At 59.4% G+C, this 20187-nt stretch carries 16 protein-coding genes; 15 read left to right on the top strand and 1 reads right to left on the bottom strand.

Annotated features, from left to right (window positions below):
* Positions 1-85 precede the first annotated feature (85 nt).
* From tssB to LMH93_RS10865, 15 genes are all read left to right on the top strand, one after another.
* Positions 86-589, top strand: a complete 504-nt coding sequence (gene tssB / locus LMH93_RS10935; RefSeq protein ID WP_230065149.1) for a type VI secretion system contractile sheath small subunit — start codon at positions 86-88, stop codon at positions 587-589.
* A gap of 17 nt (positions 590-606) precedes the next feature.
* Positions 607-2097, top strand: a complete 1491-nt coding sequence (gene tssC / locus LMH93_RS10930) for a type VI secretion system contractile sheath large subunit (protein ID WP_230065148.1) — start codon at positions 607-609, stop codon at positions 2095-2097.
* Entirely contained in the window at positions 2094-2504 is a 411-nt protein-coding gene (tssE, locus tag LMH93_RS10925) for a type VI secretion system baseplate subunit TssE (protein WP_185279470.1), read from the top strand. Before tssC ends, tssE begins: the two co-directional genes overlap by 4 nt.
* A 3-nt stretch (positions 2505-2507) precedes the next feature.
* Positions 2508-4274: a type VI secretion system baseplate subunit TssF gene (gene tssF / locus LMH93_RS10920; RefSeq protein ID WP_014859254.1), complete on the top strand. Its 1767-nt coding sequence runs from the start codon at positions 2508-2510 to the stop codon at positions 4272-4274.
* Positions 4238-5254, top strand: a complete 1017-nt coding sequence (tssG, locus tag LMH93_RS10915) for a type VI secretion system baseplate subunit TssG (RefSeq protein ID WP_019751116.1) — start codon at positions 4238-4240, stop codon at positions 5252-5254. Before tssF ends, tssG begins: the two co-directional genes overlap by 37 nt.
* Complete coding sequence (locus tag LMH93_RS10910) at positions 5251-5820, top strand: FHA domain-containing protein (RefSeq protein ID WP_003254171.1); 570 nt, start codon at positions 5251-5253, stop codon at positions 5818-5820. Before tssG ends, LMH93_RS10910 begins: the two co-directional genes overlap by 4 nt.
* Positions 5817-6614: a type VI secretion system lipoprotein TssJ gene (gene tssJ, locus LMH93_RS10905; RefSeq protein WP_004574570.1), complete on the top strand. Its 798-nt coding sequence runs from the start codon at positions 5817-5819 to the stop codon at positions 6612-6614. Before LMH93_RS10910 ends, tssJ begins: the two co-directional genes overlap by 4 nt.
* Before the next feature lie 55 nt (positions 6615-6669).
* Positions 6670-8007: a type VI secretion system baseplate subunit TssK gene (gene tssK, locus LMH93_RS10900; protein WP_014859257.1), complete on the top strand. Its 1338-nt coding sequence runs from the start codon at positions 6670-6672 to the stop codon at positions 8005-8007.
* Position 8008: 1 nt separating this feature from the next.
* Entirely contained in the window at positions 8009-8878 is an 870-nt protein-coding gene (gene icmH / locus LMH93_RS10895) for a type IVB secretion system protein IcmH/DotU (protein ID WP_230065147.1), read from the top strand.
* Between the two features lie 132 nt (positions 8879-9010).
* Positions 9011-9526, top strand: coding sequence for an Hcp family type VI secretion system effector (locus LMH93_RS10890; protein ID WP_010954872.1), 516 nt, complete (start codon positions 9011-9013; stop codon positions 9524-9526).
* Positions 9527-9600: 74 nt separating this feature from the next.
* Entirely contained in the window at positions 9601-11769 is a 2169-nt protein-coding gene (locus LMH93_RS10885; protein ID WP_230065146.1) for a type VI secretion system Vgr family protein, read from the top strand.
* Positions 11766-12689, top strand: coding sequence for a DUF4123 domain-containing protein (locus tag LMH93_RS10880; protein ID WP_012052027.1), 924 nt, complete (start codon positions 11766-11768; stop codon positions 12687-12689). Before LMH93_RS10885 ends, LMH93_RS10880 begins: the two co-directional genes overlap by 4 nt.
* Positions 12682-15672 (top strand): T6SS effector BTH_I2691 family protein, encoded by a 2991-nt coding sequence (locus LMH93_RS10875; protein ID WP_185279474.1) that lies wholly within the window; start codon positions 12682-12684, stop codon positions 15670-15672. The genes LMH93_RS10880 and LMH93_RS10875 overlap by 8 nt, the downstream gene beginning before the upstream one ends.
* A gap of 4 nt (positions 15673-15676) precedes the next feature.
* Positions 15677-16573, top strand: a complete 897-nt coding sequence (locus LMH93_RS10870) for a DUF6708 domain-containing protein (protein ID WP_230065145.1) — start codon at positions 15677-15679, stop codon at positions 16571-16573.
* A gap of 149 nt (positions 16574-16722) precedes the next feature.
* Complete coding sequence (locus LMH93_RS10865) at positions 16723-17598, top strand: DUF6708 domain-containing protein (RefSeq protein ID WP_230065144.1); 876 nt, start codon at positions 16723-16725, stop codon at positions 17596-17598.
* A gap of 209 nt (positions 17599-17807) precedes the next feature.
* Here the strand turns inward: LMH93_RS10865 and LMH93_RS10860 are convergent, their stop codons facing one another.
* Positions 17808-19994: an OsmC domain/YcaO domain-containing protein gene (locus LMH93_RS10860; protein WP_003256021.1), complete on the bottom strand. Its 2187-nt coding sequence runs from the start codon at positions 19992-19994 to the stop codon at positions 17808-17810.
* Between the last annotated feature and the right edge of the window lie 193 nt (positions 19995-20187).

The following is a 20187-nucleotide window of genomic DNA, read 5'->3' as shown; positions in this document are numbered from 1 at the left end:
GTAGGAATCTTCCTACAAGACCGAGACAACAATAAACACAACTAGCACCTGAACATCCTACAGCCCAACAGGGAGTTGCGTACCGATGTCTAAAAATACGGGATCCGTTGCGCCGAAAGAACGCGTCAATATCAAGTATGTCCCCGCTACCAGCGATGAGCAGGCTGAGGTGGAGCTGCCGCACAAGATGCTGGTGCTGGGCGACTTCGGCCTGGATGACAACCGTGGGCTTGACGACCGTCAGGTCATGCGCATCGATAAACATACATTCAACAGCGTGTTGAACGACGCCAACGTGAGCCTGGACGTAACGGTACCGTCCAGGCTTGGCACCGCCCCGGATACCGAGCTGGCCGTCCACCTGCAGTTCAGGTCCATCAACGATTTCGGGCCGGACCGGATCGCGCGCCAGGTGCCCGAGCTGAACAAGCTGCTGGCGCTGCGCGAAGCACTGGTCGCCCTGAAAGGCCCGCTGGGTAACGTCCCGGCCTTCCGCAAGCAATTGCAGCACCTGCTTAACAACGAGCAGGCGCGTAAGCAGCTCGCCCAAGAACTGGACCTGGTGCTCGAGGCGCCAGAACAAGATTGAGACAACGGAGCGTCCCCATGCCCAAGCCAAGCAGCACCGCCATCACCACAGACGCAACGGCCGACACATTGAGCAATGCCACCCTGCTCGACCAGATCATGGCAGAAACCAAACTGGTACCTGCCCAGGAGGGCTACCAGATTGCCAGGCAGGGCGTACCTGCCTTCATCACCGAAATACTCAAAAGCAATGACCCAGATCAACTGATCAACAAGCACCGAGCCGACCAGATGATTGCCGAGATCGACCGAATGCTCGGCAATCAGATGGATGCCATTCTGCATCAGCCTGAGTTCCAACAGCTTGAATCATCATGGCGCAGCCTTAAACTTCTGGTCGACCGCACGGACTTCAGGGAGAACATCAAGCTTGAAGTCTTGCATGTCACGAAAGAGGACCTGCTCGACGACTTCGAAAATGCTGCTGACATTACCTGCAGCGGTATCTACAAGCATGTTTACACCGCGGGTTATGGCCAATTCGGGGGAGAGCCGGTTGCGGCCATGGTAGGCAACTACAACTTCGGCCCCTCTTCCCCTGACATCAAGTTGCTAAGTTACATGGCCTCCGTTGGCGCCATGTCCCATGCCCCTTTTCTTGCTGCACCTGCCCCCGAATTCTTCAATTTGAACAGCTTCGAGGAGCTGCCTAACCTCAAGGAAATAAAAGACCTCTTCGCCGGCCCTCGGCATGCCAAGTGGCGCGCTTTTCGTGAAAGCGAAGACGCCCGCCACGTCGCCCTGACCGGGCCGCGCTTCATGCTTCGCTCCGCTTACCACCCGCAGGAACAACCGATCGAGAGCTTCAACTACAACGAAGGCATCGCCGGGCAGCACGACAACTACCTGTGGGGCAATTCTGCTTTTCTGTTAGCCAGTTGCATCAACGACAGCTTCGCCCGCTACCGCTGGTGCCCGAATATCATCGGCCCCCAATCCGGCGGTGCTGTCGAAGACTTGCCGGTCCACCTGTACGAATCCCTGGGCCAGTTGCAGGCCAAGATTCCTACCGAGGTGCTGATATCCGACCGCAAGGAATTCGAACTGGCCGAAGAGGGCTTCATCGCCCTGACCATGCGCAAAGACAGCGACAACGCCGCGTTCTTCTCCGCCAACTCGGTACAAAAGCCCAAGCACTTCCCGAAAACCCCTGAGGGGCTTCAGGCACAGACCAACTACAAGCTGGGTACCCAGTTGCCCTACCTGTTCATCGTCAACCGGCTCGCCCACTACATCAAGGTGCTGCAGCGCGAGCAGATCGGCAGTTGGAAAGAGCGCCGTGACCTTGAGTCCGAGCTGAACAAATGGATCAAGCAGTACGTCGCCGACCAGGAGAACCCGTCTGCCGACGTTCGCAGCCGCCGGCCGCTGCGTGCCGCCCGTATTGAGGTCTCGGATGTTGCGGGTGACCCGGGTTGGTACCAGGTTTCGCTCGCCGTACGTCCGCACTTCAAGTACATGGGCGCGAACTTCGAGATTTCCCTGGTCGGGCGGCTCGATACGCAATGAGTGGTCTTTTTGATCGCCTGATGGTGGACCAGAGCACCCGCCGAGAGGCCTCCCGACGCGAGAGCGCTTCCCACAAGTTCGCCGCCATCAAGCGCCACCTCGAAACGCTACTGAATACCCGCCAGGGGTGCTCCCAGAGCAGCCCTGAGTTGGGCCTGCGCGACTTCAACGGGCATGACGTGAGCAACGGCGACTTGCTTGTGCAGGTGAGCGCGGATATCCGCCGCACACTCCAGCGCTTCGAGCCGCGCATACAGGTACGCACGCTCAACGCAGTGCCCGATACCCATGCCCCGCTGGAGCTGCATTTCAGGCTGGATTGCCTGGTACAGGTCAACAACCACGCAGAGCAGCTGCAACTCGAGCTGCTGGTCGATGGGCACAACCGCTACACGCGCGTGAGGTGACCCATGTCACTGAGAGACCGTTTCAGCGAAGAACTGCGTTACCTGCACGAACTGGGGAACGACTTTGCCAAGGACAACCCACAACTCGCGCGGTTGCTTGGCAAAGGTGCCAGCGACCCCGATGTCGAACGCCTGATGGAAGCCTTTGCGTTCCTGACCGCCAAGCTACGGCTGAAGCTGGAAGACGACTTGCCAGAGCTGACCCATCCCATGCTGCAGTTGCTCTGGCCGAACTACCTGCGGCCGCTGCCCAGCGCGACGATCATCAAGTTCAGCCCGGTGAGGCAATCCCTCAGCCAGTCACAGCGCATCCCAAAGGGGTCGCGGCTGTTCTCGAAACCGGTAGACGGCGTGGCCTGCGAGTTCCGCACCTGCACAGCGGTCAACATTCATCCGTTCGAGATCGACACGGTGGCAGCCACCCAGACATCCGACAGTTCTGTGATCTGCATCGGCCTTCAATCACTGGCCGAGCGGCCGTTGAACAGCCTGGGCTGTACCAGCCTCGACTTTTACCTCAGCGGCGATACTCGTACCGCCCGCACGCTTTACCTGTGGGTTTCCCAATACCTCAAGCATGTCAGCGTGACCATCAATGACGTGGTTCGTCGGCTGCCGGCAAACAGCATCGCATTCCCAGGGTTCAGCCCCAACGACGCCTTGCTGCCTTACCCACAGAACGTCTTTGATGGCTACCGGATCCTGCAGGAATACTTCGCATTCCCCCAACGCTTCCACTTTTTCAGCGTTACTGGGCTTGAAAAGATCTGGCCAGCTCATGACAGCCAGCAGGTAAACCTCGAATTTCACTTCACGCGCCAGCTACCCGACTCGCTGCGTGTCGACAAAGCAGATTTCAACCTGTTCTGCGCACCTGCGGTCAACCTGTTCCAGCACAGCGCCGAGCCCATCGACCTGTCCGGCAAGGACGCCATGGTTCCACTGAAGCCCAAGGGCACAGCGCCGTACGGCTACGAAATCTTCAGTGTCGACCAGGTGATCAGCACCCGAACGACGACTGACGGGAACACCGGTGAGCACCTTCGGACCTTCCGTCCCTTCGAGTCATTCGCCCATGAAATCGAGCACGTCCAGGGGCGCACGGCGCTGTATTACCGCTGCCAGCTGGAAGAGTGCCTGCACGGCAATGGCGTCATGCATCGAATCGCCTTCGTCCGCGCCGACGCCAACAGCTACATAGGCGAGCTGGAAACCGCGTCCATCGACCTCACTTGCACTAATCGGGACCTCCCGCTGGCGCTGGGCATCGATGACATCAACGTTCTGACCGAACTTACGCCGCCTCTGGCCACCTACACCAATCTCTGTACACCCACCCGCCCCTGTCGCCCAGTGCTGGACGGCCAGTTGCAGTGGGCATTGATCTCCAACATGTCGCTCAACTACCTGTCCTTGCTCTCGGTAGAGCCGCTGAAAGCGGTGATCCGCGCCTACGACTTCATGGCCCTGCACGACATCCAGCAGGCCCGCACCACCCGTAAACGCCTGGAAGGTATGCGCGACATTCATACGCAGCCCATGGATTGGCTGATCAAGGGGCAACCCATTCGCGGCCTGCACACCCGGCTGAAACTGGACCAGACCGCCTTCCTCTGCGAAGGCGACTTGTACCTGTTCAGCTGTGTGCTCGCTCATTTCTTCGCCCTGTACGCCAGCATCAATTCCTTCCACCAGCTGGAAGTGATCAACACCACCAATAACGAGCACTACACATGGCCAATACAGACCGGCAAGCAACCGCTGATCTAGCCGACAAGCTGCTTTGCGAAGCGCACCAGTACAACTTCTTCCAGTTGCTGGAGCGGTTGCACGGGCTGCATGGCGATGACCTGGAACCCCGTTGGCCGGACAAGGCCACCCGGCGGCGCGTGCGCCTGGCCTGCGACCCACGGCTGACCTTCCCTGCTTCGGACGTGTACAAAGCCCAGCGGATGCCCGCTGAGGAAGCGCGCTACCGCATCATTGCCACATTCCTGGGGTTGCACGGCACCGATTCGCCATTGCCCACCTATTACCTGGAACAGGTGGCGTATGAACATGCGCATGGCATCGGTGTACGGCCGGCCTTCTTCGACTTTTTCAACCATTACCTGCTCAGCCTGTTGCACCGTATCTGGCGCAAGTACCGCTATTACATCCGCTTCCAGCCAGGTGCCAGTGACGGGTTCTCGCAGTACGTGTTTGCCCTGCTTGGGCTTAACGACAAGCAGTTGCGAGGGGACACGGCGCTGCCCTGGAGCCGCCTGCTCAGTTTTGCCGGCGTGATCGCCAGCCGCAGCCGTGCGCCGGGCACTGTGGCCGGCATCATTGCGCACTGCTTCGACCTCAAGCAGGTGCACATCCGCGAGTTCGAGACGCGATCAGTCGTCACGCCGTCCAGGCAGCTTGCAAGGCTGGGGCGGACCAACGGCCAGCTGGGCAGCACGTTCATGATCGGCAGCCGCACGCGCACTCGCAGCAGCAAGTTCACCATCGTGATCAGCGAACTCGACCAGACACAGCTGCGGGACTTGCTGCCCAGCGGCATCAACTTCGGCCGTTTGCGTGCACTGATCGACTTTCTGCTGCGTGACGGGCTGGCCTACGACCTGGAACTGCGCCTTAAGCAGAGCGCGTTGTCCCCCTTCTGCTTGCACCGCAGCCAGGGCGCATACCTGGGCTGGACCAGCTTCGTCGACGACCGGCATGGCCAGATCAGCCCGGTTGTACGCATCCGGGGGCGCTCATGAACACAGTCACCTTGAGCATCACCAACCTCGACCAACTGCAGCACGGCGTTACTGCTCGGCACCTGTTCGATTGCAAGGGCGGCACCATCGGCAGCGGGCGAGCAAACTGGCAGATCAATGACCGCGATCAGACCGTTGCGCCCATCCACTGCGAAATCCGCTGGATCGAAGGCAGCTTCTGCGTGATCGACCACTGCCACCGCACCTACCTCAATGGCAGTGCCAACAGCCTGGGGCCGCTTCCACCCAGACGCCTGGTTGAGGGTGACCAGCTTCTCATTGGTACCTATCGGCTACAGGTTCAGTACACCCAGGATCAGGCCTGCACGCGCTCGCTGGAGGACCTGTTCAACCCGGACCCGAGGGTGCTCGACCGCCTGATAGCGGAAGCGCCTGCACCCGCTTGGCCGGCACAGCCTTCTGCCCCCCAACCAGCCGTCGAGATCTCCTCGGTCTTCAAAGCAGCCATGGGGAATGACCCTCTGGCAGCGCTGGACGCAGCAGACGGTGAAGGGGCACTCCGAGAAAGCCCGCTGCAGCGCCTGATTGCCGGAGCATACCCATGAAGCCTCATCCACTTCTGCTCGCCAGCCTGCTGCTTGCGCTGGTCGTGCCCACCGGCTGTACCTCTTTGAGCAGAATGAGCCAGGTGGCCATGGACCACTCGTTGCCCATCGGGCCGCCCAAGGATCACCCGACCGAGGTCGCATTCAGCATCAATGCCAGCCCTACCCTCAACGGCAATCCGAACAGCCTTGACGTCGCAGCCGAACAGGATAGCGCCCTGGAGCCCAGCCCCTACGCTGTAACCCTGAGTGCTGGCGACCCCTATGCGTTGACCGAAAAAATCGGGGTTCTGTTCGAATACCTGCAAGCGCAATTCCCGGCCATGTCTCCCGTCGAGCTGGACGAAGGAGACGAAAGCGACCCGGCGCGCTCGCCCCTGGAAGAAAGCGGCCCCGGCAGCTACGACGACCCTCAAGTGGCGTTGACCTTGCCGCGCACCACAAGCGTTGCCTCAGCGCTGGTCGCTACGCCCATTGCCATCACGATCCTGCAACTGCGCGACGACTCACTGCTGCGCAACACCGTGTACCAGCTACTGGAGCAGGACCCGGCCAAAGCGCTGCGCAGTACCTACATCCGCAGTGACGATTACCTGCTGCGCCCTGGCCAGTTCAAGTACATCCCGTTCGAGCCTATCCACGCCGAAACCCGCTTCGTCGCGGTGATTGCCGATTACCGAGGGCATGAAAACGCCAGTTGGCGGCAAGTTCTGCGCATTCCACCGCGTGGCCGCCAGATCATGCTGTCGGTGCTGGTCAACGACACGCACATCGTGCTCAAGGAAGAAGACTGATGGCGCCTCAACACCCTTTGCCCTTCCTGCTTACTCACGCTGACACGGAGCGCCCATGAGTTCACGCAATCCCGTTCTCTGGCCCGAAGGCCTGTTCGTCAAACCACAGCATTTCCAGCAGGCGACCAGGGCCAGCGAAGCAGCCCTGCACCAGCGCCTCGCCAGCCTCAACGCAGCCTTCTACGGCTTCAGCGAACTTCAGTTGAGCGACGAATACCTGAGCCTGGGCAAAGTCGCCATCACCCGGGCGCGCGGTGTGATGCCGGACGGCACGGTGTTCGACATTCCCGCCGACCTGCCGCCACCGCCGCCGCTGGAAATCGGCGACGACGCGTGCAAAGACAGTGAGGTGTATCTGTGCCTGCCGCTGCGTACCGATGGCGGCCGCGAAGTGAGCTGGCCCGACAATGCAGCCAATTTCCGCTATACCGCCCAGGCACAGGAAATCAAGGATACCCACACCGCTGACGGTGACCTGGTGCAGGTAGACCTTGCGGTGCCCAACCTGCAGCTCAAACGCAAGACCGAAGACAGCAGCGCCTACACCCGCCTGGCCCTGGCACGTATTCTGGAACGGCGCCCCGACGGCAGCCTGCAACTGGACGAAGCGTTCTACCCCACCAGCGTTTCGGTGCGGGCGGTGCCAGCGCTGCAGCGGTTTCTTGAAGAAATCACCCATACCTTGCGCGAGCGGGCGCGCGGCCTCGCCACGCGGATTGGTGCCTCGGGCCAGTCCGGGATCGCCGACATTCGCGACTTCAACCTGCTGCAGGCCATGAACCGTTGGTGGCCATGCTTCCAGCATCTGGCCAGGCAAGCGCAAACGCACCCCGAGCAGCTGTACCTGTGCATGAGCCAGGCCTGCGGCGAATTCGTCACCTTCACCGACCAGAACAGGCTGCCGCAGGAGTACCCCGCCTATCACCACACCGCGCTGCGCACCTCTTTCAAACCACTGGAAGACACCTTGCGTCGGTCTCTGAGCACCGTCTTGCGGCCACGCGCTGTTTCACTACCGCTGGAGAGCGAACAATTCGGCGTGATGACGACCACGCTGGAAGACCGCCGGCTGATCGACGAAGCCGACTTCATCCTCGCCGTGCGCGCCAGCATGCCACCACAGGCGTTGCGCCAGATGTTCATCCAGAAAGCCAAGATCACCTCGCTTGAGTCACTGAATGACCTGGTGCCGCTGCAATTGCCGGGCATCCCTTTGTTGCCATTACCCGTGGCGCCCCGCGACCTGCCCTTCCATGCGGGCTTCAGCTACTTCGAGCTGGACCGACGAGACCCGGCCTGGGCGTGCATGAGCAAGGCGAATGGCTTCGGCATCCACATTGCGGGCGACTTCCCAGGGCTTGAACTGCAGTTCTGGGCGATCAGGAGTGAGTGACATGGGAAAAGACAACAATACGCCCACCGATGAAAACAACGCTGCAGTCAACGCGCTTGATTCAACCCTTGAAAAGCCAGTACTCGCCCCCCGGGCTGCGGCAACCAATGCGCAAGTATCCACGGACAAACCTGAGCCTGAGCCCTTTTCCGAAGGCTACCCCGCTGACCCGGAATTTCAGCTGCGGGGCGGCTTCGCCAACCTGATGCTGGATGCCGCATCGCCATTGTTCGGCTTGGTCATACGCCTGCGTACGCTGGACGAGCTGCCAAACATCCAGGACGTGCACCAGCAAGTGCGCAGCCAGATCGACAACATCCAGGAAGAAATGCGCCAGCACGGTTACGAGCCGGCTCAGTTGCTGGCGTACTCCTACGGTCTGTGCCTGTTCATAGACGAAGCCGTTATGGAGCGCCCCTGGGGCAAGAGCAGCTGCTGGAGCCAGGAGCCGCTGCTCAGCATCTTCCACGACGAGACCTGGGGTGGGGAAAAAATCTTCACGGTGATTACCCGCCTGATGCAGGAGCCCAAGCGTTACCAGGACGTACTGGAGTTCATGTACTACGCCCTGTGCCTTGGGCTGAAGGGCAAGTACGCGCTCGCGCCGAAAGGCGAAGAAACACTCAACGCACTGATTCACCAACTGCACGGGATCATCCGCGAACTGCGCGGCCCCACCCCCGAAGAAGTCTGCGACCCCTACGCCAATGTGGCCCCACGCAACTTCCGCATGAACCGGCAATGGCCCTGGTGGAGCCCCTTGGTGATTTCCGCCATCGCCATGGCGGTGGCCTACGGGATCTACAGCTACCGCCTGCACCTGATCACCACCGAGGTACTGGAGTCGCTCAACGGCATCTTGCAGCAATAGCCAACCGTGACACAGCACCACTGAATGCAACGAATACGCGAGGCTTTCGCCTCGCTGACAAGCCCATCGTTTCCGATGGCCACGCCACCGTGGTGCGCGTGCTTTACCCACATGGACGCAGGAGTAACTGCCATGCCAACACCCGCTTACATCAAGATCGTAGGCCAGACCCAAGGCAACATCACCGCGGGCGCCTTCACCGCTGACTCCGTCGGCAACGTGTTCCAACAAGGCCATGAAGATCAAATTCTGGTTCAGGAAATCAAGCATGAGGTGACTACGCCCACTGACCCCCAGAGCGGTCAACCGAGTGGCCAGCGCGTGCATAAGCCTTTCATATTCACCAGTTCACTGAACAAAGCTACCCCCCTGATGTATCAGGCACTTGCCACCGGCGAAATGCTGCCAACGGTCGAGGTCAGCTGGTATCGCACCTCGTCGGAAGGCAAACAAGAGCATTTTTTCACCACCACGCTCGAAGACGCCACCATCGTCAGCATCAATACCGTGCTTCCCCACGCACTCGACAAAGACAATGAAAACTACACCCAGCTGGTTGAAGTATCGCTGGCGTATCGAAAGATCACGTGGGCTCACGATGTAGCCAATACCGAAGGCTCTGACGACTGGCGCGCACCCGCCGCCTGACCTGTGCAAATGCCCCGGGCAGGCCATGCCCGCCCGGGCTTTGTGTTGATTCAGACGGCGGACAAGGATCTTTTATGCCTAGCCAATCTGATTTGCGCTACAGCTTTGAGGCACTCGTTGGCAACGCTGAGTTCGAAGTGGTGTCGTTCGAACTACGAGAAGGGATCAGCACACCCTTCGAACTGGAGCTGAAATTGATCAGCTTCGAGAACGATATCGACTTCGGCCACCTGCTCGACAAACCGGTGCTCTTCACCATCTGGGAAGGCGGACGCCCAGTACGCTACGTGCACGGTCTGGTCAGTCGTTTCAGCCAAGCGGAAAGTGGCTTCTACCGCACCTACTATGACGCGCTGATCGAGCCACAGCTGGCCCGTGCCAGCCTGCGTTCGAACTGGCGCATCTTCCAGCAGAAGACCGTGCCGCAAATTCTTGAACTGATGCTCAAGCGCCAGGGCATCGACCAGTACGCACTACGCGCCAGCCTGGACCACCAGGTGCGCGAATTCTGCGTTCAGGCCGGCGAAACCGACCTCGACTTCATCGCCCGCCTGGCGGCCGAAGAAGGCTTTGTCTACCGCTTCGAGCACAATGAAAAACGCCATAAGCTGATCATCACCGACAGACTGCAGTCACTCGGTCTGATAAGTCACGGTGTCATCAAACACGAGGACGACGCCGAAGGCTTCTACCGTGAGCGTGAACCGTCAGCCCCAGACACCGTGCTGTACCATTCCAACCACGGCGGCGACCAGCCTCAACCGTGCCTACGGCGCTTGCGCTACAGCGAACAGGTGCGTACTGCACGGCAGGTTCAACGCGACTACACCTTCACCCACCCGGCCTATCGTCAGGAACACAGGGCCTCGGGCCCGTATCTTGAGCACCAGTCCACGGACTATGAGTGCTTCGACTACCCCGGCCGTTACAAACGCGATGCCGTTGGCAAGCCGTTCACCGAAAACCGCATCACCGGCTTGCGCCATGACGTGCGTATTGCCCAAGTGCAAGGCGACGATGTGCGCTTGCAACCAGGCCTGAGCTTCACCCTGACAGGCCACCCGCGCGAAGACCTGAATGTGCATTGGCGGGTCAGCACGGTTCGCCACGAAGGCAGCCAGTTCACCAGCCTGCAGGAAGAAGCTGCCGGGGCCGACCAGGGCACACGTTACGAGCAAAAGGCGGTACTGGTGCCAGGCAGAGCCGAGTGGCGCCCAGCCCCGTTGCCCAAACCACGCGTTGACGGCCCGCACATGGCCACCGTGGTGGGGCCGCCCGGTGAAGAGATCTACTGCGACGAATGGGGCCGGGTCAAGGTCAGCTTCCCCTGGGACAGAGAAAGCCAGGACAACGCGTTCAGTTCCTGCTGGGTACGCGTATCCCAAGGCTGGGCCGGCGGCAGCTGGGGCTCGATGGCCATCCCACGGATTGGCCAGGACGTGATCATCCACTACGTCAACGGCGACCCCGACCAGCCGATGATCACCGGCCGTACTTACTGCGGTAACCAGCTGCCACCGTACGACCTTCCCCGTCACAAGACCCGCATGACCATCAAGAGCCAGACCCACAAGGGCGATGGCTTCAACGAGCTGCGCTTCGAGGACGAACTGGGCCAGGAGGAAGTGTTCATTCATGCCCAGAGGGACCAGAACAATGTGGTCAAGCACGATGAGACTACGCAGGTCGGCAATGACCGCAAAGAGCAGGTCGATCACGACGAATCGATCCTGATCGGCCACGACCGTACGGAAACGGTTGGCAATGACGAGCACATCACCATCGGGCAGGACGCCGCGCTCGACATCGGCAGAAACCACACGATCAGGATCGCCAAGGACCGTGTCGAAAACATCGGCAATCACCGTCACGACCAGATCGCCGCCAATCACCACACCCGTATCGGTGGCAACTTCGAGCAACGGGTCGAAGGGCATGCCGAGCTGGAAGCCCGTGGGGATATCCGCAGACGTACACGCCGTTATGAACTTCGAGCCTCGGAAGCCGTGGTCATCCAAGGCCCTGGTGGCTCCATTCGAATCGACGAAACGGGCATCACCCTGGACAGCCCGACGATTCGCATCACCGGCCAGATGCTCAAGTCGGCAAATGGGACGACAAGCCCCTTTTCCATCAGCAGTGCACCGAACACCGGCAAGCCTCTGGAGCGCTTGTGTGGGCGCCGCCCTGATGGTACCTGCCCCCTGCCCGATTGCCGCTGTATCCGAGGGCCAGGCCAATGACTACAACGCCATCACCTGCTCCGCGCAGCGAAGACTTTGCTCACAACTGCCGCTTTCTGCTGCTCATGACCAGGGCAATCGAGTACTGGGCCTATCGGCCCATCCCGCAGGAAGGTGAACTGGTTCCTGCTTATGCCCCATCGGTACTCGAGCTTATCAACGCTGTCAGCCGGAATACTCAAAAGGCATGGTTATGGAAGAACAGCGCCCTGGATGACCGTCATGAGTTTGGGCCTTTGCTGGTGGACGTTGCAGACGCTCACGAGCTGCTTGCCCATGCAATCACGACCTGGATGCCTATCGGTGGAGCTATCGCGCTGGATGCCGAGGTTGGCCTGGCAGCGCTGGCAGACCACTTCACCAGCCTGGTGCAGGTCGTACTCCCTGATCAGAGCGTTGCCACTCACCATGTCACACCGGACCATCTTGCAGCCTGGCTGAATGCGCTGGACGACAACCATCGCAAGGTCTGGCTTGGCCCAGTGTCTCGGTTGGCATGGCGAGTCAACTGGGGGCCGGCTCATGAGTGGAAAACACACGAAAACAAGCCGATTGCTGCCCGCTCAAGATCAGAACTGCCTTTGACCCTCCACCCGCTTGAACTTGATCAGCTGCAAGCAGGCATGCACGAGCACTTCGTCCTCTCATTGGCGCATGAGGTCTTGGCCATGCCGCCCCATGCCAACCATACCTTGGCGGACATACGCCTATGGATAGAAACACTCCTGCCGCAACTGACAGCCCTCAATTTCCGGAGCGAGGAAGTTGCGGGCCAATTCATTCGGCTGATAGCCGGGCACATGTGGCTGATGAGCAATGACAAGGCGGGAAAAATCTACACCAACCTCGAAGAGTCGCCCCAGGCCCGCCTTCGCGAGCTCCAGGCACTGGTCGAAAGCAAGGCGCCTGCCCATGACTAACGCCTCCGTCAGCCGCGCCACCTCCGGCCCTGCCTGCAGCGCACGCGTGCCCATCCTGCCAGTGCGCTACGCCATCGTACCCCGCACCGGCGACGCCCCCGCCTGCCGCTATGCCGATGCAGGCTTCAACCTGGAACAAGGCTTTGCCCCGCTGCAGCACTCGGCCTACACCCTCCGCGCTGTGCGCCCAGGCTATGTCTACGTGTTCATGAAAGGCCCTCTGGGCGAAAAGCTGGTCATTCATGAGCACGTCGGCGCGGGCCTCTACAAGGAGATGCGCTACCAAGGGCTGGAGGACTACCACCGCCGTGAGCGCTACCTGTCCGGCCAGAGCACGGGCTGGGTGTGGGCCGACACCTGCCAGGACACGGCCAAGGAAGTGTGGATCGGCTACAGCCCGCACCTGTGGACCAACGCCATCACCGCCCGTATCACCGGTTCGGCAGCCCTGCGCAAACGGCACATGCGCCAGCTGGACATGGCCGAGCTGGTCAGCGGCAACCCGGCGCCGTCCACCCAGCCCCATGTGTTGCCGGTCAGTGCCCTGCAAACCTGGGTCGAAGACTTCAAGCCAACCGAGCGGCGCATGCCGCTGACCTGGAGCAGCGACCCGGTCACCGAAACCTTGCCCATCGGCAACCTCAATGCCATCGCCCGCCACTACCCCTGGACCCAGCCGAAAGTGCCAGTGGTGGTGGCGCTCGCCGACGCCGAAGGCATGGCCCTGGACCTGAGCCTGTCGGTCTCGGCCTACCAGCATCAACTGCGTGACCTGATGCCGGCCGAGCAACTGGAGCACACAAGACCCGCCCAACCTCCCGAGCAGGAGCGCGTGCCGGCATGCTACCGGCTGGATGCCGAACAGCTCAGCCCACAGAGCCGCGACTTTCACCATCGCAACCTGGTCGCCATGCTGCTGAACAAGACGCTGGAAAGCCTGTACCCGGCGGATGCACCTTCACCGGAACTGGCCGCGTTCAGGCTGGGCACGTCACGCCGGGGGCCTGCCCTGTCGCCGGCCGAGTCCCATTTCCAGGCCCTCACCCATGAAGATTACTCCCCCAATGGCGCGCGCCTGGCACAGCGCCTCGATGTCGACAAATACCGGCGCTTCCTCGCCGAACGCGACGCGCTGGAACGGCGGATTGCCGCCCTGCGCACCCTGGCCTTGCAAGCCAGCAACGATCATGACGCCTGGCTGGCGACGGCCGAACCCCAACACATTGATAACCCCTACAGCCTGGCTGCGGCACTGGCCTGTTACGACCGCGACGAACGCACCTCCGCCCGCGGTCTGGAAATCTCACTGGCCTTGCTGATCCACCCGATGGGCCAGCCGACACCTGGCACCGAAGATCATGACCGACGCTTCAAACGCCTGGAGCAATGGCTGGACCAGCACGACAGCCCGCTTTACACCGCCTTGGCGCCGTTCAACCCGTTCAAGGACAAAGCCGATTCGATCGGCGCCATGTTCGGCGCCAGCGACAACGTGATCGAAGGACTGGCCGGTCGCTTCCCGGCCATGGCGGACATCACCGACCTCACCGCCCAGTCGGTCAATACCGTGGTGCTCAAGCGCCTGCGTGGCCAGACCCGTTGGGATGCCAGCCATGGCCTGCGCCAGCAAGTGTTGCTGGCAGCGCGCGAGGCCAATGCCGAGAAAGCGCTGGGGTTGTTGGCGGCGCGCTATCGAATCACCGAACAGGCCATTACGGAAAATCCCTTTAGCCAGGAGGTGCAGCGGTATTTGAAGAGCGGCATGGCGCAGGTTGAAGAGATGAAAGCGTTGCGCATTTCGGGTAGCCGCACGGTGTCCATCGAGCTGACCACCACTGCGCGGGTGAAACCCTACTTTCTGGGGTTGCTCACCTCCGGCGGTGGTGGCGGTTTAAACGCGGGGATGCTGTGGTTCAACATCTTATCGCTCAAGACGGCTTACAACAGCCTGCAAAAGAGCGACGCACCGGAATACACCATGGGGTTCGCTTCATCTGTTTTCGGGGTGATCGGTGCAGCGGCGGCGACATTGGTCAGCGTGCGGGCGACGCAAAAGGCCATGATGTTGAAGTGGATCTCAACGGCGCCAGGCATGGCCTTTGGTAACGGCATCATCAACTTTCTGACGAGTAATCTTTTCGCGCGGGCATCAGGCTACCCGGCGATAATAATTGGGTTTTCCTCAGATATTTTTAAGGCAGTACGTCAATGGCAGAACGGCAATCTTATTTCAGGCTTATATACAGCGGCCGCCAGCGCGACTACTGCTTTAGGTTCGATTCTTGTTCTAGAAGGAAGCCTTGCCATCGCGGGCACGACAGTCCTCATTCCTTTTGCAGGCTGGACAGCAGCTGGAATCGCCTTGATCGGAGCAACTTTGATCGGTGGAGGACTATTCCTCTACTCAAAAGCACACTCCCGCCTTCACAGCCCTTTAGAATTATGGGCCAGCAGAAGCATATTCGGGACAAGGGAAAATGATGGAGAAATACGGGAGAATATAGAGTTAGACTTTGATAAAAAATTGCCACCCTTTCGCCACATCCACGAAGAAATCAAGTCATGGCAGATTGAGTTTCTCTCACCGAAAGCATTGTTGGCACCGTATTCTGAGCAGCTCGGCTTAGGCGCCCTAACGACACATTTGGATATAAATAACAAATGGCCAACACCTGACTGGGCAACAATTATCCATACACAGGTCATTAAACAAAACGCAACACTCGAGCTAACTATACTTTTACCAGAATTCGTATTAGGTCAAAGCGAATGGTCAGGGAGCTTAGTGAGCCAGAATCTCGACAGGCAGACAACCCCACTCCAAATAACCCCTGACTGCCATATCACCCCAGCAGGCTTATTACTTCATTACAAAACTGATGCTAGACAAATCAGGTCTGCCACGCTAACGATTAATTACTATGCCAACCAAGGACTGGATGACGACACCCCTTCTACTACCACTATTCATCTGGAACGCTAAACCTATGGCGACTATCTGGTTTTTTAATCAAGCCCACAATTCAGGACTCAAGCCAAAAATTTCCGGACAACTTATTCAAACAACCAGTTCACACTTATGCCTGCGAAACCCTTGGGTGTCCGACTCTGTATTCATGGGAAAAATCTACACAGCCATGTTTCTATTTACCTGGATATTCTCATGCTACAATCTCATTAACGAAAATATAGATTACTCAATCAACGGCGGCGACATTTTCATTGCCATCCTGATCTCACTCCCCTTTATTTTTACCCCATTCTTAGCCTACAGAATACTTCTCATAAAAAACTTATCGAACATATATTTAAATCGACACACAAAGAAAATCTACTATAAGCGATTCAAAAAACTCATAATATTTGACTGGAGCCAAGTCGCAGGCGGTCTTTTCAGTCGCACAGAATTCAGTGGTTCCTCCTTCACCACCAGCTATGCCCTCGCCTTCGCCCCCCGCCGGGAAGACGGCAGCCTTCACCAAAAAGACTGCCTGTGGGTCGACAGCAACGAACCCACCGAACCCGGCGTCAAGCATGTGGCCGAAGTGTGGGAATACCTCCGCCACTTCATGGACCACGGCCCGGACAAACTCCCCCCGCCCGGTGAACCCAACTGGTGGCACAAGCCACTGCACGCCATCTGCCTGACCCCGGCAGAAGCCTGGCGCCACTATGCCCCCTGGCGAACCGGCGAGCCCGGTGAAATGCAGGGCAAAAAGAACTGGCAATTGCCGTTCTGGGCCGTGCTGTTTCCCTACAACCTCTCCGTCGCCCTCTGCTGGTATGGCATCTGCCGCCTGTTCAACGTCCGAGCAGCGCCACCGCCTCCCGAAGCATTTGAGGAGGCCCCAGCGCATTCAACCAAAAAAGGGAAGCGTACATGAGCGACACCTCCGTCAGCAGCGCTACCTCCAGGCCCTGTCTGCAGTTCACGCGTCCCCATCCTGACGGTGCACTACACCAACGTGCCAGGCACCGGCGACTTCCCGGCCATGGCTGAGACCCTGTCATTTTTTCGTCTGGAGCACTGATCATGGCAACCATCTGGATATTCAATTCAACGTCATACTCCGGACACGCCCCTGCAATTGGAGGGCAGTTGGCAAACGTATCCAAGAATACCTTGTGCCTGAGAAACCCATGGATAACAGATTCCGTGTTTATGGGGAAACTATACTGCGCAATGACGATCACACTGCTGATAGGCACTTACCCTTATCTACCCCCTAACATCTCGAAACTTTACAACGAAGACATTTTATTGATGCTTTTATTATTAATAACCCCCTTCGTTTTCACTCCTTTCCTAGCTTATCGAATTTTCTTTATAAAGGGCTTATCAACCATCTGCCTCAACCGATCAACCCAAAAAATCTACTACCAACGTTTGAGCAAGGTATTTGTGTTTGAATGGAGTAACACCGGAGGTGGCATCTTCAAACGCACCGAATACGGCGGTTCATCCTTCAGCACCAGCTATGCCCTCGCCTTCGCCCCCCGCCGCGAAGACGGCAGCCTGCATCAAAAAGACTGCCTCTGGGTCGACAGCAACGAACCCACCGAACCCGGCGTCAAACATGTCGCCGAAGTGTGGGAATACCTGCGCCACTTCATGGATCACGGCCCGGACAAACTCCCCCCGCCCGGTGAACCCAACTGGTGGCACAAGCCACTGCACGCCATCTGCCTGACCCCGGCAGAAGCCTGGCGCCACTACGCCCCTTGGCGAACCGGTGAGCCCGGTGAAATGCAGGGCAAAAAGAACTGGCAATTGCCGTTCTGGGCCGTGCTGTTTCCCTACAACCTGACCGTCGCCCTCTGTTGGTACTGTGTCTGCAAGCTTTTCAATGTCCGTGCAGCGCCACCACCGGCGGAGGCTTTCGAAGGGGGGGCTGCTAAGCCTGAATAGTCACGACCTGAAGTGGATAGGTAGAGAACGCTAAGCGCCTGGATGGCAACGCGGCAAGACAGAATGAGGATGGCGCCCAGATCAAAGGGCCGTAGGACGGCGCCTGACTTATCGCAGGCAACCCAGCGTCCACAGGTTCGGCACAAATCTCAAGAGCGGTGCAATACCTGTGGCGTTGGCTTGCCGGCGATGATTGGGCGCAGCGCCTGTCAGGCGAACTTGGCCCGGGCCGCGTGCAGTTTCTTGTAGCTGTCGATCAGGCGCAGGTGGCGATCAAGGCCTTCGAGCTTCATGCTGGTCGGGGTCAGGCCATGGAAGCGCACACTGCCGTCCACCGAACCCAATACCGCGTCCATGCGCGCATTGCCGAACATACGGCGGAAGTTGGCTTCGTAGTCATCCATCTCCAGTTCGTCATCCAACTGCACTTCCAGCACCACGTTCAGCGCCTGGTAGAACAGGCCGCGGTCTACGGTGTTGTCGTTGAACTGCAAGAATGCCTCGACCAGTTCCTTGGCGTCCTCAAAACGCTGTACCGCCAGGCAAATCAGCAGCTTCAGCTCCAGAATGGTCAGTTGGCCCCACACTGTGTTTTCATCGAACTCCACGCCGATCAGCGTGGTGATGGTGGTGTAGTCATCCACATCGCAATTGTCCAGGCGCTTGAGCAGCAGCTTCAGCGAGCGGCTGTCGAGGCTGTGCAGGTTGAGGATGTCGGCACGGAACGACAAGGCGCGGTTGGTGTTGTCCCAGATCAGGTCCTCGACCGGGTAGATTTCCGAATAGCCCGGCACCAGGATGCGGCACGCGGTGGCGCCAAGGTTGTCGTACACCGCCATGTACACTTCCTTGCCCAGGTCTTCGAGGATGCCGAACAGGGTCGCGGCCTCCTGCTGGTTGGAGTCCTCGCCGTGCCCGGAGAAGTCCCACTCGACGAATTCGAAGTCGGCCTTGGCGCTGAAGAAGCGCCACGACACCACGCCGCTGGAGTCGATGAAATGCTCGACGAAGTTGTTCGGCTCGGTCAGCGCGTGGCTTTCGAAGGTGGGTTGCGGCAGGTCGTTCAGGCCTTCGAAGCTGCGGCCCTGCAGCAGCTCGGTGAGGCTGCGCTCCAGCGCCACTTCCAGGCTCGGGTGGGCACCGAACGAGGCAAACACGCCACCCGTGCGCGGGTTCATCAAGGTCACGCACATGACCGGGAACTCGCCCCCCAGCGACGCATCCTTGACCAGCACCGGGAAGCCTTGCTCTTCCAGGCCCTGGATGCCAGCGAGGATCGCCGGGTATTTGGCCAGCACCTCTTGCGGCACGTCCGGCAGGCACAACTCGCCCTCGAGGATTTCGCGCTTCACCGCGCGCTCGAAGATTTCCGACAGGCACTGCACCTGCGCCTCGGCCAAGGTGTTGCCCGCGCTCATGCCATTGCTGAGGAACAGGTTTTCGATCAGGTTGGACGGGAAGTACACCACCTGCTGGTCGGACTGGCGCACGAACGGCAGCGAACAGATGCCCCGCGCCGTGTTACCCGAGTTGGTGTCATACAGGTGCGAACCACGCAGCTCCCCGTCAGGGTTGTAGATCGCCAGGCAGTGCTCATCGAGGATCTCGGCCGGCAACGCGTCGCGCGGGCCCGGCTTGAACCACTGCTCGTTCGGGTAGTGCACGAACGGGGCGTTGGCCAGGTCTTCGCCCCAGAACTGGTCGTTGTAGAAGAAGTTGCAGTTGAGGCGCTCGATGAACTCGCCCAGCGCCGAGGCCAGCGCAGCCTCCTTGGTGGCGCCTTTACCGTTGGTAAAGCACATGGGTGACTGCGCATCGCGTACGTGCAGCGACCAGACGTTGGGCACAATGTTGCGCCACGAGGCGATCTCGATCTTCATCCCCAACCCGGCGAGGATGCCCGACATGTTGGCAATGGTCTGCTCCAGCGGCAGGTCCTTGCCGGGGATATAGGTGCTGGTGTCCGACACCGGCATCAGCAACCCCTGGGCATCGGCATCGAGGTTGTCGACCACTTCGATCACGAACTCAGGGCCGGTCTGCACCACCTTTTTTACCGTGCAGCGGTCGATGGAGCGCAGGATGCCTTGACGGTCCTTGTCGGAGATGTCTTCGGGCAGTTCGACCTGGATCTTGAAGATCTGGTTGTAGCGGTTTTCCGGGTCGACGATGTTGTTCTGCGACAGGCGGATGTTTTCGGTGGGGATATCGCGGGTCTGGCAGTACAGCTTGACGAAGTAAGCCGCGCACAAGGCCGAAGACGCCAGGAAATAGTCGAACGGGCCGGGGGCCGAACCATCGCCTTTGTAGCGGATAGGTTGGTCGGCGATCACCGTGAAGTCATCGAATTTGGCTTCGAGACGGAGATTGTCGAGAAAATTGACCTTGATTTCCATGCGGGATTACCGTGATTTAAGCGTGCAAAACGAAATTGGCCGGCATTATCCGGGTTTTCGTTGCGCAAGTCCTGTTCAACGCCGACTGCAGGCTTGATTTTTCGAAGCTGGCTTGCGTATTCCGCCGGATTACTTGCCTGATCCTCTGAAGCCACCCCGCCACCAGACCAGCGGTCATCCTGCTGTGCTAGCG

This window comes from Pseudomonas sp. CIP-10 (genome assembly GCF_020911845.1).
GTDB lineage: Bacteria > Pseudomonadota > Gammaproteobacteria > Pseudomonadales > Pseudomonadaceae > Aquipseudomonas > Aquipseudomonas alloputida.
Note: the sequence above shows the minus strand (reverse complement) of the source record. Positions and strands in the feature narration are given on the sequence as shown.